The following is a 15991-nucleotide window of genomic DNA, read 5'->3' on the forward strand; positions in this document are numbered from 1 at the left end:
AAGCTATAAACTACAGCGATCGCCCTCCTGATCGCCGTGTTTTTTAGGCTTTCACATCACAATTTAAGATGTCATTTAAAGCCCAATTTAAGAGTCAGTTGTCAATTGTTCACGGCTTTGTTTCAACTTTTCCCACAACAGTTCAATTTGGTTATAAGCATCCTTGGGTGTAATTTTGCCACCTGTTTCTAAACAACAAATAAAGCTGACTCGTTGAGCAAATTCTTGAAGATTGGCATTAAACACCAAATTATCAGGGTTGATTTGACCGTGATAGCGAGAGTGAGGATACAGAAAATCATTGAACGGGGCTTTCATGACGATCTCCATCAGATAAACGGTAGAGCCATCCAAAGAAGGGCTAGATCTTTTACCTCGATGTCAAGCGAACTGATTCCGCAGCAGGGTTAATCAATGGGGCAAATTTCACCCATTTGTAGGAGCACCTAACACCCATTAGAACCTGCGTAGTTAGCTGCCGGAATTCTCTCTTCAAAGCTAGTGCAGCGTCACACCTTATTTTTAGGATTGTTGGTTTGAGCGTCTCGCTCACGGCACGAGCAAGATGCACGCACTACCCTAACTTTTAACTGTGACGCAGCACTAGCGTGTTTAAACAAATTCTCTCAGTCCCCTAAATCTCCAATGCTGGGGACTTTGAGCCTTTGTCAAAGGCCCTGCCAAGATCTTGGGCAATGATATACCCATCCTTTGCTCCATGTCCTCTATCTTTTAATCCTCATTCACTAGCCAATGAGGGTGTTGGGTTAACAAATTTGCCACTTCAACACTCGTTAACGGTTTCGCAAAGAAATAGCCCTGACCATATTCGGCATTAAGCGATCGCAACAAGTTCATATGCGTTTCGGTTTCAACTCCCTCCGCGACAATCTCCATTCCCAGGTTGTGTGCCAGCATGACGATCGCCCGGACAATCTCATCACTCTCACCATCGGCTCCCAATCTGCCTACAAAGGATTGGTCAATCTTAACCACATCAAAGGGGAACCGTTGCAAATAGCTGAGGGACGAGTATCCAGTGCCAAAGTCATCAATCATGAGTTGCACTCCCAACTCTTTCAGTTGCTTAAGCATGGCAGTGGCTTTATCAGGGTTCTCCATGATTGCGCTCTCCGTAATCTCTAGCTTGAGGTTGAGCTTGAGATCGCCTTGCCGCAGGTGCGTCTCCCGGAGGATGTAGCTGATCTGCTCAATCAGGTCAGGTTGGGAAAACTGTTTGGTTGACAGATTCACACTGATGGATAGGGGCAACTTTTCAGGAAACTCGTGGTGCCAGGTGTTGAGTTGGTGGCAGGCTTGGGACAAAATCCATTGCCCCAACGGAATGATGAGTCCGGTATCTTCAGCAACGGGAATAAACTCACCAGGGGAAACCCAACCTCGTTCAGGGTTTTGCCAACGAATTAAAGATTCAAATCCGGTAATCTTGCCCGTTTTGAGGTTGACGATGGGCTGATAGCGCATTTGAAATTCTTGACTGGGACTGTTGATGTCAGTTGCAGCGATCGCCCGCCGCAGGTCAGTCTCCATTTGCAACAGCGCAACTGCCTTGACATGCATGGCACTGTTAAAAATCTCGTGCCGTGCCCGTCCCAACGCCTTCGCACGATACATCGCCGTATCCGCATTTCGCAACCAGTCTTCGGGGCGATCGCACCCTGCATCACTCAAAGCAATGCCGATGCTAACCGTGGTAAAGACTTCTTGCCCGTTAAGGTTGAAGGGTGATTCCAGTTCTCGGTGAATTTGTTCTGCCAGACGGGTCGCGTCACTGATATCTCTGACGTCTTCCATCAGGATCGTGAACTCGTCCCCACCTAGCCGTGCAAAGGTATCTCCAGCCCGCAAACAGGGTTGTAAACGACGGGCGATCGCTACGAGCAACTGATCCCCAACGACATGTCCCAGGCTGTCATTCACCACTTTGAAGCGATCGAGGTCGAGGAACAGGACTGCAAACTGGTGATCGGGTTGTCGCTTTGACCATTCGATCGCCTGTCCTAAACGGTCTAAAAACAGCGCACGGTTCGACAAGCCAGTCAGTCCGTCGTGCAGGGCATCATGCAACAACTGTTCCTCGGCTCGTTTGCGTTCTGTGATGTCGGTCTGTGATCCCGCCATCCGGTAAGCTTTTTGCTCCTGATCACGCACCGCCAGACCCCGTGTGAGAATCCAGCGATAGGTGCCATCTTTGTGCAACATGCGATGTTCAATCTCAAAATGCAGGGTCAAGCCTTCCAGATGTGCTTCTAGCTGTGCCTGCAACCACTCCAACTCCTCTGAATGAACCCGGTTAAACCACTCTTCTGGGGTGTTGCCGATCGCCTTATCATCGTAGCCCAGCATTTCCTTCCAGCGAGGAGAAAAATAAATTTCGTTGGTTCTCAGGTTCCAGTCCCACAAGCCATCATTTGCCCCCTGTACAGCCAGGGCATACCGCTCCTGGCTTTCCCGTAGTGCCTCCTCAAATTTGCGGCGGTCGGTGATATCGATCCCCACAAACACAGCCGCTTGATCGTGGGCATATTTTTGCGCAACCACCAGATAGCTGCGATCGGAGCCATCCACCCTGGCAGCAATTTCAACGGAGCTTTCCTTGACCGGACTGACAATAAACTCCCGCACAAACTCAGCAAAACCAGGGCTAGATTCCATAAAGCCAAGTTTTTTGCCAATAAAATCCTCTGGGCGCACCTTAAAGGTTGCAGCCAAATAGCGGTTGATCCCTAAGTATTCCAGATCAGAACTAAACCACGACACACAACCGGGCACCGCATCCAACACTGCTTGAAACTGGTCTTTGGCAACCTGCATCGCTGCTTCTGCCCGTTTGCGATCGCTGATGTTTCGACCGAAGACGGCAACCCCCGTAATGCTCTGATCGGCAGTGACAATGGGGCTAAAGGACACCTCGATATCAGAGGGTAAGTTGGGCAGATCATAATGAAGCTCAACAACAAACCGCTCTCCTCGCAGGGCGCGATCGTAGTAGCCAATCCACGTCGGTTGCAACTCGACTGGCAAGCACTCAACCAGGTTCAGGTTAGGTTGCAGTTCAACGCCATAGGCAGCTTGAAACTGGCGTTTAAACACAGCGTTAAAGACAACCACTTTGTAATGCAGGTCGATCGACCAGACCGCATCTTCTGTGTTTTCAATAACTGCTGAAAGGTTGGCTTCCCGCTCTTGCAATCGTTGCATTAGAGGCACTTCGATGGCAGACTCCTTAAAAAGACCATCGACATGAGCCGTATAGTCAGCCTCCATATTGACCGTTTGAGGAACACTCACTGTGTCTGAGGCATCATTTGGGGCGTTAGCTGAGACTTTAGACACGTTGGTGTCCTCACTAGGATTGTCGGAAACTACAAGGAAGGGAATCGTAATTCCGCGCTCTTGCAGCAATTTACGGGCGGTCGCGGCACTGAAGTTTGGTAGCTGAGAGTTAGCAATAATCATCTGCCAGGGGTGCTGCTCCAGTGCAGCAAGCATTGCTTCAGCCGTATCAACCTGCTTAACCACTGGGCTATAACCGTTTTGCTTGAGTTTTTGAGCGAGCCGTGCCGCATCATCAACAGAATGTTCAACAATCAGCACATGCAGCAATTGGCTCACTAAAGCTCACCTCCAAATAACACGATTGACAGACCACTACACCCTGATTCTTCCGTTGATGGCGACAGAATTACTTAAGAAGACAAATGAGAGCTATTCGTACGGAATAAAACTTATACCGTTGGTGAAACCCCTTAGAGGCATTGTAACCAGAAGGTTAATTTTCCAAAAGCCTTGTAACGGCTCGTTTGTGTTGATTTGCTTAAGGAAATATTTAATTTTTCTGATTTATCTACTATCAAAGGAATGGTTATCGGAGGATGAGCATGACGAACAGGTTGCGATTTCAGTCAGGCGGTGACAGATAAATTTCTGAAAAGCGGTATAACCCTTACCAGACAATGAAATCCGACCTGACCCCAACAAAGTGGTCATTAAAATTTGTTAAAGTTTAGACGGATCACTCTGTCCTCAACCACACACCACACCCCATGCTTCGACTGGAACACATCAGCAAAATTTATCCCACTGGCGAAGTCTTAAAAGATGTTAACTGGGAGGTCAAACCAGGCGATCGCATCGGTCTGGTGGGTGTCAACGGAGCAGGCAAATCGACTCAACTGAAGATCATCGCTGGTAAGGTTGAGCCGACCAGCGGCGAGATTATTCGTCCTTCAGGGTTGCACATTGCCTATCTGACCCAGGAGTTTGAAGTTGATCCCGGTCGAACCGTACGGGAAGAATTTTGGCGGGCGTTTGATGAAGCCAACCGAGTGCATGAAGCCCTGACCGAAATTCATCGCCAGATGGAAACGGCTGACCCTGAGAGGTTGGACCAGTTAATCCACAAAATGGATCGCCTACAACGCCAGTTTGAAGCCCTGGATGGCTACTCGCTGGATGCTCGAATTGAAAAGATTTTGCCGGAACTGGGGTTTGAGCTAGAGGATGGCGATCGCCTGGTCGATTCTTTTAGTGGCGGTTGGCAAATGCGGATGAGTTTGGGCAAAATTCTGCTGCAAGAACCCGATTTGCTGCTGCTGGACGAGCCGACAAACCACCTTGATCTGGAAACTATTGAGTGGTTGGAAACCTATCTCAAAGGATTGACTACACCCATGGTGATTGTCTCCCATGACCGGGAGTTCCTCGATCGCCTCTGCACCCAGATCGTTGAAACCGAACGGGGCGTTTCTACGACCTATTTGGGCAACTACAGCACTTACCTCCAGCAAAAAGAGGAAAACCAGCAGGCACAACTCAGTGCCTATGAGCGGCAACAGAAGGAACTGGAAAAACAACAAGCTTTTGTCGATCGCTTTAGAGCCAGTGCTACCCGTAGCACTCAGGCCAAAAGCCGCGAGAAACAACTGGAAAAAATTGAGCGGATCGAGGCTCCAACAGCAGGACTCCGAACGCTGCATTTCCGCTTTCCGCCCGCCCCCCGCAGTGGTCGCGAAGTGGTCATCATCAAGGATTTGACTCACGCCTACAATGACAAAATTTTGTTTTTAGGGGCTGAGCTGTTAATCGAACGGGGCGATCGCATCGCAGTTCTTGGTCCCAATGGAGCAGGCAAATCGACTCTGCTGCATCTGATTATGGGAATGGAGCAGCCGACCGAAGGGATCGTAAAGTTAGGGGATCATAACGTAATCCCCGGATATTTTGAACAAAATCAAGCGGAAGCGTTAGATCTAGAGAAGACGGTCATGGAAACCATCCATGATGAGATGCCCGATTGGACAAATGAGGAAGTGCGAACATTGCTAGGGCGGTTTCTCTTTGCTGGAGATACTGTTTTCAAAAAGGTAGAGGCACTCAGCGGTGGCGAAAAAGCCCGTCTGGCTCTAGCAAAGATGCTGCTCCGTCCTGCCAACTTGTTAATTCTCGATGAGCCGACAAATCATCTGGATATCCCCGCTAAAGAGATGCTAGAGGAGGCAATTCAAAACTATGACGGAACGATGATCATTGTGTCTCATGACCGATATTTCATCAGTCAAGTAGCGAATAAAATTGTTGAAATTCGAGATGGAGAATTTCGTCTCTATCGTGGTGATTACCACTATTACATGGACAAAATTGCGGAAGAAAAAGAGAAAGTTAGACTAGAGGCGATCGAGGCTGAAAAAGCGGCTAAAGCGGCTGCTAAACGTGAAAAACAAAAACAGAAAGAGAAAGCCCGAAAAGGTTAAAAGCCTGCTAAGATGCATTTTGCTATTATCAATTGGGTACTCTTTACGGATGAACGATAGTGAATTTGAGTGAGTATATAAACTTAATTTATGATTCATCAATTCACAAACTTTGCTATCTATTAGGCAAGTTCATCCGGTAATGTCAAAAGCCTGAATGGTATCATTACTAAAAAATTACTTAATCATTTAGTGGAAGGGCTATCTGCATGGCACAAGCGCCGATCTCTCCAGTGGTGCTAGTCATCCTAGACGGGTGGGGTTACCGTGAAGACACAGATGGTAATGCCGTCGCTGTCGCCGACACGCCAATTATCGATAGCCTTTGGGCTGCTTATCCAAGAACCCTGATTCGCACATCCGGCAAAGATGTTGGTTTGCCTGACGGACAAATGGGTAATTCCGAGGTGGGACATCTCAACATCGGTGCGGGGCGGGTTGTTCCTCAAGAATTGGTTCGTATTAGCGACGCCGTTGAAGATGGAACGCTACTTAGCAACTCTGCTCTTGTCAAAGTGTGTCAAGAGGTGCAGCGCAGTGGTGGTAAGTTGCATCTGGTGGGCCTGTGTTCTGAAGGTGGGGTTCACTCCCATCTCAATCACCTACTGGGCTTACTGGATCTGGCAAAAGATCAACAATTGACCGATGTCTGTATCCATGCCGTGACCGATGGACGCGACACAAAACCGACGGATGGGCTGGAGGCAATTCAACGCATTCAGGCTTACACCGAGAAGATCGGCTTGGGCCGCATCGTTACTCTGAGCGGTCGCTACTACACCATGGATCGGGATCATCGTTGGGATCGGACTCAAAAAGCCTACGAGACGATGGTTCAAGATGGAGCAGGTAGCGGCATTTCAGCATTAGAAGCGTTGCAAGCCTCTTACAACGAAGGTGTGACTGATGAGTTTGTCGTGCCTACTCGTTTGGCTCCTGGTGCTGTTGAACCGGGTGACGGAGTCATTTTCTTTAACTTCCGTCCTGACCGTGCCCGTCAGTTGACTCAGGTGTTTGTCGATCCCAACTTTAAGGGCTTTGAGCGGGAACAGATCACACCTCTCACCTTTGCAACCTTTACCCAGTACGATCCCAGCTTGCCCGTGTTAGTGGCATTTGAGCCACAAAACCTCAACAACATTCTGGGACAGGTGATTGCCCAACACGGGTTGCGCCAATTCCGCACGGCTGAAACTGAGAAATATGCCCATGTTACCTATTTCTTTAACGGCGGTATTGAGGAACCCTTTGAGGGTGAAGATCGGGAACTGGTCATGAGCCCAATGGTGGCAACCTACGATCGCGCTCCTGCCATGTCAGCCGATCAGGTTACCGATGTGGCGATCGCTGCTGTTGAAAAGCGCATCTATTCTCTGATTGTGATCAACTACGCTAATCCTGACATGGTGGGTCACACCGGACAGATGGATGCCACTGTGACGGCACTGGAAACGGTCGATCGCTGTTTGGGTCGATTGTTAGACAGCATCATCAAGGCAGGGGGCACAACCCTGATCACGGCTGATCACGGTAATGCGGAGATCATGTGGGATGAGCAGGGCAACCCCTGGACAGCACACACGACAAACCCCGTCCCCTTTATTCTGGTTGAAGGCGAAGGGCGTAAGATACCCGGACATGGCACAGAAGTCGTATTCCGGTCTGATGGGCGGTTGTGTGACATTGCTCCAACTATCCTGGAGATCTTGAAACTGCCTCAACCCGCTGAAATGACAGGGCGATCGCTCCTGGAGCCTGTAGGGTTTGATGTGCGGGCAAACCGTACCCCCGTACGTTTGTCTCTGTAATCCCTATACATCGACTTAGTACTGTGATTCACACATAGGGTTTGGAAATAAAACCAAGGGGGTATGGGGGCTTCGCCCCCAGTCAGGGGTTCCACCCCTGCACCCCGAATTCCCACCCCTATTTACGACGAGTTGTACTTAGTACTGTTTAGGGTTTGGAAATAAAACCAGGGGGATGTGGGGGCTGTGCCCCCAGTCAGGGGTTCCACCCCTGCACCCCAAATTTCCACCCTTATTTCCAGCGAGTTGTACTGAGAAATACATGGACTGAGGGGCAGGTTCGGCTGAAAAACCGTGACTATGGGTAACTAATGAGTTACCTCCCCTATTGCTCTGTCTGCCCTGGAACTGTTCAATTGATATAAAATCATTGAATAATGGAAGGGAGAACCTGGGCTTCAGTTACCGAGCGTTCCATTCCCCTTGATTACTCCTTATTCGCGTTCAAAGCTATGACCCTTATTACCATCCTTCGTACTATTTGGGCGATCTCAGCCGTATGTTTGATCATCGTGGTGTTGCTTCATAGCCCCAAAGGTGATGGACTGGGCGGATTAGGAGGACAAGCACAACTCTTTACCAGCACCAAGAGTGCCGAAACGACATTGAACCGAGTCACCTGGATTCTCACAATCCTCTTTATTGGTCTGACGATTCTGATGAGTCCTAAGCTCTTAGGTCAGTTGGGTTAACCTTGCGGCGTTGGTCACGGTTGACACGATTTTGGCTAGGGCTGGTTTTTACAGCCCTGTTTACAGTTTTAACGGTAGGCTGGCTGAATGCCTCAGGTATTGCGCAGGAGTCATCCGCACCCTCTACTCCACCCCTTCCTCCCCTACAGGTTCATCCACTGCCCGTCTCTCTAGCTCAATGGCAGGATGATACCCAACAGGGGAACTATTTTTTGCAGGTGAGCCCTACTGAAGTCGGTTATTTGATCTGGTCGCGTTTTCCAGTGCGGGTATTTGTTGAACCTGTTGATACAGCTTCGTCTGAAGCGAATCGCGATCGCGCCCAACACTGGGTTAATGCCGTCACTGAAGCCGTACAGGAGTGGAATCGGTATTTGCCTCTGACCATGGTTGAGTCAGCGGACAATGCTGATATTACTGTTTGGCGGCGATCGCCCACCCTCCAACAAAGTAATGGCACCTTGCGTGCTCGCTCCGCAGAAACTCGCTACACTCTATACATCGAGCGGAGTGAGAGTGCTCCACCGAAATTAGTTCATCGCTTCACGATTGAGTTGCGTCCCAGTCAGACCACTGATTACATTCGAGCGTCAGCCCGTCACGAATTAGGACACGCTTTAGGCATCTGGGGACATAGCCCCCTACAAACGGATGCCCTGTACTTTTCTCAAGTTCGCAATCCTCCGGGGATCTCCGTGCGAGATGTGAATACCCTGAAGCAGATCTATGAGCAACCCACTCGCCTGGGATGGCAACTATAGCAACTGTCGAGACAAGGATTTTGGCGGTTGAAAGCCCAACTGTCAGAACAAAACCAATCTGCGTTGGTTCGTTCATCTAATACCAAATTAAATTGTGATCAAGGCAGATATCGGTAGGGGCGGGTTTTGCAGATAAGTTTTTGGATTTGCCGTTAGTAAACAGCTAAACCTGCCCCTACGAGCGTCCGCATCTGCACTGGAAACCATTTAAATCGATATAACCCTGAATTATCGGTAGTTTAACGTGAATTCGGGATAAGAATTTCGGCAGTTATAGCCCTACGCATATGCATTAGGACATAAGGGGGTGTGGGGGCTGCGCCCCGAGCCAGGGGTTCCACCCTTGCACCCCTTTCTAACCTTAGTGAGTACTGCTATAAAACCACAGCTATAGGAGCAAAACCAACCTGCGTCGGTTCGTCAAATCCTGCCTTTTCCGGAGTCCGCGTCGGCGGACTTGGCTCTAGTAGCCGCGAATCTATTCGCCGGGCTCTTAAACCGAACTGACGTTATACCGATTTAATGTTTGATTGTGGCAGATCAGTGGGTAGGGGCGTTTCGCGAAACGCCCCTACGGAATCATGTGCAGCGAAGCCAATTCAAATTGGTATTAGTTCGTGAGGGCAGGGTCGGCTTCGGTAACTACGAATTCAGACTCGCCCTGCGAACCCTACTCTCCTGTAGAGTAACTGATCTCATTTGAGTGATATCGAGGTGGTTCGACATGGATGCTGATTCGCACTGGGCTAAATCGTTCTTCAAGATGAGCCTCTACGGCTTCAGTAATCTCGTGTGCCGTTTCGACATCCGTCGCATCCACAATTAAGTGCATTTCAATAAACACCTGTCGCCCTAACAAGCCTCTAGAGGCGATGCTGTGGCAGTTGAGCACTCCTGGAACTTGCATCACCACATCGTGAATTGCCTCTGGGGCGATCGCCACCTCATCAACGAGCCAGGGCAGATTGTCTCGCAATACCGTCCAGCCACTCCAAAAAACCAGCAGCGCAACTGGGAAAGACAGGACAACATCTAACCACTGAAACCCAAGTGACCAGATACCAATCAAACCTGCCAGCACACTGATCGTGACCCAAATATCGCTCATGGTGTGCTTGGCATCTGCCAACAAAATGGGGCTATCGATCCGCTGCCCTACATAGCGTTCATAAAAAGCTACAAAAATATTCACTCCTAAAACAACTAACAACAGCCATAGCTCTGAACCTTGGATGCGAACGGGTTCCCCTCCATCGATCAGACGAGCGATCGCCCCTTGTAAAATTTCAAAGCAAGCGATCCCCAGGAAAGCGGCGATCCCCAAGGCTCCCAATGCCTCAAATTTTTGGTGTCCATAGGGATGGTTGCGGTCGGGTTCAGGGGAAGAGAAATGACTGGCAACGAGTCCCAAAATATTATTTGCACTGTCTGTAATGCTATGTAGCGCATCCGCAAGCAAACTCAGAGAACCAGTTACAGTACCCACAAACACCTTCAACCCCATCACTGCAAGGTTGAGTATGAGGGTAATTATTAAAACTTTGCGGACGGTTGAGCGGCGATCGGCAACCACGTATTTAACCTGATCATTTCGGTTTCACAGCCTCTAGTGTAAAACGTCACCCCCAGCGATCGCACCGACTTTTCCAGAGACTGCTTTTATACAGCATTAACGCCAACAACCTCTTAAAGAGATAAAGTTTTATTCAAGAGTTAGCGGAGAATTCCTTAAGATACTGCTTTTTAGGCATAGATCCACTAAGAAATCTTCCATCTAGAGATATATTGACGGTGTGTGAGGCGATCGTGACAAAAAGTGAGGTTAGCCCAACCTTTTTTGGGGAACCATTACAATCAGCATAAATCTCGATGAGTGTGCGGGACTCCTGAACTCTCACCTAGAAGTAGCTGAATCATTGGCATCTAACTTGCATCTAAACTGAGGATTAACCTATGACCAAGCAGGTCTTGAAAATTGTCAAGGATACCCTGTTCAAGCGGGAACCTAAGCTATCCAGTGAGCTCACTGCTGAACAACTCTGCAAAATTGAGGCTGGAAAGGAATTCGAGATTCAGTCTTATGCCTATGCAGATGGTGATGGAGATTTTGACGGGCATATCAAATTCGCCCTGTTAAATCAAAGCCTTCAGGGGTTCAATACCTGGTATGCCTACAGCCCGCACATTGAAGTTTTATTTGATGGCGAAGTTGTTTATCCACAAGAAGAGCAAGCCTCGCCCCTGGTTCTTGAGATCGATCAAGACACTATCTTAAAGCGTCAACCTGTTGATTCCTCTAAACTCCCGGCAAACGAAAAAGTTAACATCAGCAAAGGCAAGGTGATTGAGCTTCACTCCTATGCCTATGCTGACGCCAAGGGCAGCTTTAATAATCACATCAAATGTGCGATCGCTGATCCCGACGATTACATCAACGGAATGAGCACCTGGTATGTCTTAGACCAACATGCGCATATTGAGCTAAATGACGAATTGGTCTATCCATTACCTAAAACGGCGGCTCAACCCGCCACAATTCCGACTCAAACACAACCTGCACAACCCGCAGCAGGAAACTTTACTGGCAAGAAGATTACCCTGCCAGGTGGCAAAGGAGTTGTCTACACTGACCAACCTGTTGTTCCAGGGGGAGTGTTTACCTGGGGGCAGGTCACCCACGGTGGAGTAAGAATTCCACAGCAAGCGGCTCACGTTGATAACATGGTCAAACTTGCCACCCAGCTTGAGAAGGCCAGACAGCAGATCGGCAAACCCTTCCGAATCACCTCCTGGTATCGTCCAGATCCCTGGAATGCTAAGGCAAGAGGGGCAAAAAGAAGTCAACACCTTACGGGTAGTGGAGTTGATGTGGTCGTAGCAGGGTATAGCGGCAGACAACTGGGTCAAGCTCTTATGTCCTGGTGGCCCGGTGGTTTAGGGATCTATCCCGGTAACCGTAAGCATATTTTGCACCTGGATGTGGGTCCCAAGCGGAAGTGGGGTTTTTAAGCCAGGCTCCCAAGCCAAACTTCGTATAATTGCAACCAAGTCTATTAGAGCAAGGGGCTACAGCCCCTTGTTTTTTGTCAATTGGAACCTAGATATGCCCCATCCAGATACACAAGCCCTACAAACCATTCTGGCTGATTCCCCAGTAGGTTTAGTGTTACCTGCGATCGCCTCTCTCAAGTTGCCCAATTGGTGGTTGGCGGGTGGAGCGGTTCGCAATACCGTGTGGCGATCGCTGTTTGGCGATAGTTGTCAGTTAGTGATTAAAGACTTTGATATTGCATTCTTTGACGCCCAAGGAGATCGGGAGCAGGAGTTAACCGCCAAGGATGCCTTAACACAACAGTTTCCTACCTATCAATTTGATGTTAAGAATCAGGCAAGTTTTGCCCGTTGGCGCAATGGGCGTAGACCTTATGACAGTACTGAGGATGGCATTGCTGATTGGCTGCATACTGCAACAGCGGTAGGTGTCCGGGTTGACCTGCAAGATCACTGGCAGTTCTTTATGCCCTATGGGTTGGACGATCTGTTTCAGGGGGTGATTCGCCCGACTCCAGCCCACTATCAAGATTCCGCAGCGGAACAAAAAGCGGCTACTTTTTTGCAGCAATGTCCCAATTTGCAGTTGGCGTAGAGATTACTAAGGAGATTTCTGAGAAAGAATCTACCAGTCGGTTTTTGGTAGGGGCATTTCGCGAAACGCCCTTACAGGTATTTTGTTTCCTGGAAATCTCCTAAGGATTATGGATTCAATAAAGTGCAATTTTTGTGGAGCGATTTGGCAATGCCAAACCCGTACAGCCAGGGAGTTGCTGATATAGCCGTAGCCACATTCGATGGGCGGGGGCGAGTCAGAAAGCTTTCCCAGTATCAGGTTTGAGCCATTGCTTTTACCACCGTTTTGTCACTCTAGAGCACTGACACAACTGGCATATCGGTTTCTCACTGCAAAGCAGTGATGCCGATACACTGGTTCTACGGTGGTCTAATCAAACATCCACCCTAATTACCGCTCCATTAATTCACTCCTTCGACTCCGTTAGTGTTTCATGCCTGTTAACCGCTTTCTCCACTCCCTCACTCTGTCAGCGATCGCCACTCTCACCTGCACACTCACCCATTCCAGTGCGCTTGCTTTTTCAGATACCCAATCCCACTGGGCAACCACCTGTATCGACCAATTGGCAGCACAGAACCGAGTGAGTGGCTATCCGGATGGCACATTTCGTCCTGAAGCAACGGTCACCCGCACTGAGTTTGCCATTCTCATGCTCAACTCGTTTAGAAATGTTGAGCCGACTCGCCCTCTCAGGATGTTTCGAGATGTTCCTGCAAGCTATTGGGGCTATCAAGCTATTCGGGATGCCTATGCACGAGCATTTTTCTCAGGCTATCCCGATGGAACATTTCGACCTACAGAAGCGATTCCTCGGGTGCAGGCGATCGCCATTCTGGCTAATGCAACTCACATGCATAGTTGGGAAACGGATACCGTTCTTCAACAGTACTTTGATGATGCTCAACAGGTGCCAGCGTATGCCAGGAGAGCAATTGCCGCAGGAACGGTGGGGCGGTTAGTAGTGAACTATCCCAATGTGCGGCAACTGCGACCCAACCAAGCCATCACTCGTGGAGAGTTGGCTGCATTGATGTGTCAGGCGGTTGGGTTACCTCGAACGGTGCCTTTGGAGTACATTGCAGGCGATCGCACGCTATTTACCATTCCCCCGGAAATGGGAGGATATGACCGCTTTTCGGAGGGTTTAGCTCCCTTCGCATTCAATGGCAAAACCGGGTATATGAATCAACGGGGAGAAGTTGTCATTCCTCCCCAGTTTGATGAAGCGTGGATGTTTTCCGAAGGGTTGGCAGCCGTGCGAGTTGGCTTCCAGTGGGGCTTTATCGATCGCACTGGAGCCTATGTGATTCCGCTGCAATTTACCACTCGTCCGGGCGACTTCTCAGATGGGTTAGCCAGTATCCGTACTGAAACTGAACAAACTGGATTCATCGATAAAACTGGAGCAATCGTCATCGAACCGCAGCCCTATTACGTAGCTTCTTTTGCTCAAGGATTGGCAGCGATCGCGGTAGACGGCAAATATGGCTTTATTGACAAAACAGGGGCGATCGTCATTCAACCTGCCTTTGAAGAGGTCAGAGCTTTTTCAGATGGGTTGGCAGCTGTGAAAGTCCGATCTTCTCCTTCATCAGATGCTTTGTGGGGCTATATCGATCGCACCGGAAGGTTCGTGATAGAGCCACAATTTTATAACGCTGAACCTTTCTCCGAAGGATTGGCGGCGGTTCGGGTTCCTATGGTTAACGACGGATTAACCTGGGGTTACATCAACCGTGCAGGTGACGTGGTCATTCAACCTCGATTTTATGCCCCCTTAAATTCTTATGTGCCAGTGGCAACTCCCTTTTCTGGGGGCATTGCCATGGTACGACGGGGTGATCAGGCAGGATTTATCGATCGCAACGGTCAATGGGCGATCGCGACTCAATTTATCGATGGCGATCGCGTCTCAGATGGGATGGCGCGAGTCAATGTAGGCGGACGGTGGACATTGGTACAAACGGGTTGCACTCACAGTGACGGATGTTTTTTCTCCAATGTTCTTCAAGGGGGAAGGTGGGGTTACATCCAACTGCCTCGCCCTACCAATCCATAGAAGAATGCTAAAGCTCTCTAACCACCCCTCGATTACTATACCAATGGACGGGGCGGAACATCACCATTTGCCTGGACATACTCATCTTTTAACTCTTGAAAGTAATCCATCAAACATTGCCCCGTTTCACACCAGTAAAGCTCATGCTGAAGGACATAATCATGACAACCACAGCAGAACGTGTATTCACCATACAAAAATGGATTGACTAAGTAACTGCGAATCATCGTTTCTGGCATTTGAGTTGCGACTTCGCAATGCGGGTGGAAGTAAGTTTGTGGCACTGCATCCAGGGTTCCCTGATAACGCTGTTCCGGTGGAACAGTAATATGATCGGTCATTTGACCGTCTTGCAGACGTTTTGTGTGTTCTGCTCGGTGACTGGCGTAATGCGAAAAAAAGACAATTTCGTGACAAAATCCACAGTGAACAAAAGGAACATTGTATAGTCCTGGTTTTGTTTCCTGAATGTAGTCAAACCCCATTTCGAGATGTTTCCATTCCCATGCTGGGATACTCTGAAACACCCGCTCTATATCCGTTGGATCATCAGTGACACAGTTAATTGCAATTGGATGAAAGTCATCCCAGGAACCCTTTTGACCGCTGCCCTGATATAAAGCAACCGTAGCAAGTTTTGTACCCACTGAAGGAATACCATTCTTGATCCATCGCAACGGCTGAGGCAAGATTTTGATGACATAGTGTTGCTGTCTACCAGTAGAGAGATTGGTCAGCACAGCGACTAAAGGCGGATTTGATGCAACGACAACACCAGGGTTAACACAGCCATAAATAAAATGCTCACGCACATGATTGAGCAACCATTTAAGTTGGTTTAACTGTTGTGATATGCCTAACCAAAAAAATGCATCAAATATAATGATGCCTAACAAGGCAAGAGGTAAGTTCTCTAAACTTTTACCAGTTTGGACAAGTCCAATTGCTGCTGATATAAAAATCAGATTTATTAGAAGAGCCAATGCCACTAGAAAAATGAGTGGAATTAGCAACCGAGTTGGTTTTTTGGGGAAATGAGCTAAACCAGAGAAGGTAGTTGATACGAAGCTTGCCGGGATTAGAGGCGCGTGTTCGAGGGTCTACCGTGAGGGGAGGGTTAGGGGAATTTGTCATTGCCGATTTGCCAATCTCCACTAAGAAGAGAGGGATTGTAAATTAGATTGTGTCAAAGGTCAGAAATGAGATCTAATGAACTACTAGACCCGAGACACTCGTACTATGACTTTTCGACCTGAACTCCTCGAT

11 protein-coding genes are annotated in these 15991 nt (G+C 48.8%); 7 read left to right on the forward strand and 4 right to left on the reverse strand.

The window, feature by feature from the left end:
• Nucleotides 1-87: 87 nt before the first annotated feature.
• Nucleotides 88-318 (reverse strand): DUF7219 family protein, encoded by a 231-nt coding sequence (locus H6G89_RS22730; protein ID WP_199336882.1) that lies wholly within the window; start codon nt 316-318, stop codon nt 88-90.
• A gap of 414 nt (nt 319-732) precedes the next feature.
• Nucleotides 733-3636 carry an EAL domain-containing protein gene (locus H6G89_RS22735; protein WP_190510671.1) on the reverse strand — a complete coding sequence of 968 codons (2904 nt, stop codon included), beginning with the start codon at nt 3634-3636 and terminating at the stop codon, nt 733-735.
• Nucleotides 3637-4067: 431 nt separating this feature from the next.
• Between H6G89_RS22735 and H6G89_RS22740 the strand changes: the two genes are divergently transcribed.
• The 4 genes from H6G89_RS22740 to H6G89_RS22755 all read left to right on the forward strand — a co-directional run bounded on the left by H6G89_RS22740 (nt 4068) and on the right by H6G89_RS22755 (nt 9035).
• On the forward strand, nt 4068-5774 hold the full coding sequence (locus H6G89_RS22740) for an ABC-F family ATP-binding cassette domain-containing protein (protein ID WP_190510673.1): 1707 nt from the start codon (nt 4068-4070) through the stop codon (nt 5772-5774).
• Nucleotides 5775-5983: 209 nt separating this feature from the next.
• On the forward strand, nt 5984-7582 hold the full coding sequence (gene gpmI / locus H6G89_RS22745; RefSeq protein WP_190510675.1) for a 2,3-bisphosphoglycerate-independent phosphoglycerate mutase: 1599 nt from the start codon (nt 5984-5986) through the stop codon (nt 7580-7582).
• A gap of 452 nt (nt 7583-8034) precedes the next feature.
• Complete coding sequence (secG, locus tag H6G89_RS22750) at nt 8035-8274, forward strand: preprotein translocase subunit SecG (RefSeq protein WP_190510677.1); 240 nt, start codon at nt 8035-8037, stop codon at nt 8272-8274.
• A gap of 2 nt (nt 8275-8276) precedes the next feature.
• On the forward strand, nt 8277-9035 hold the full coding sequence (locus tag H6G89_RS22755; protein ID WP_190510679.1) for a peptidase: 759 nt from the start codon (nt 8277-8279) through the stop codon (nt 9033-9035).
• 670 nt (nt 9036-9705) lie between these two features.
• Here the strand turns inward: H6G89_RS22755 and H6G89_RS22760 are convergent.
• Entirely contained in the window at nt 9706-10608 is a 903-nt protein-coding gene (locus H6G89_RS22760; RefSeq protein ID WP_190510681.1) for a cation diffusion facilitator family transporter, read from the reverse strand.
• Between the two features lie 380 nt (nt 10609-10988).
• Between H6G89_RS22760 and H6G89_RS22765 the strand changes: the two genes are divergently transcribed.
• From H6G89_RS22765 to H6G89_RS22775, 3 genes are all read left to right on the forward strand, one after another.
• On the forward strand, nt 10989-12044 hold the full coding sequence (locus tag H6G89_RS22765) for a YcbK family protein (RefSeq protein WP_190510683.1): 1056 nt from the start codon (nt 10989-10991) through the stop codon (nt 12042-12044).
• Nucleotides 12045-12138: 94 nt separating this feature from the next.
• A complete protein-coding gene (locus H6G89_RS22770; protein WP_190510685.1) occupies nt 12139-12681 on the forward strand; it encodes a nucleotidyltransferase family protein in 543 nt (180 codons plus the stop codon).
• A 415-nt stretch (nt 12682-13096) separates the two neighbouring features.
• Nucleotides 13097-14725 (forward strand): WG repeat-containing protein, encoded by a 1629-nt coding sequence (locus tag H6G89_RS22775; RefSeq protein WP_190510687.1) that lies wholly within the window; start codon nt 13097-13099, stop codon nt 14723-14725.
• 35 nt (nt 14726-14760) lie between these two features.
• Here H6G89_RS22775 and H6G89_RS22780 read toward each other — a convergent pair whose 3' ends face one another.
• On the reverse strand, nt 14761-15714 hold the full coding sequence (locus H6G89_RS22780; protein WP_190510689.1) for a DUF3239 domain-containing protein: 954 nt from the start codon (nt 15712-15714) through the stop codon (nt 14761-14763).
• Between the last annotated feature and the right edge of the window lie 277 nt (nt 15715-15991).

The organism is Oscillatoria sp. FACHB-1407 (assembly GCF_014697545.1).
Classification (GTDB): domain Bacteria; phylum Cyanobacteriota; class Cyanobacteriia; order Elainellales; family Elainellaceae; genus FACHB-1407.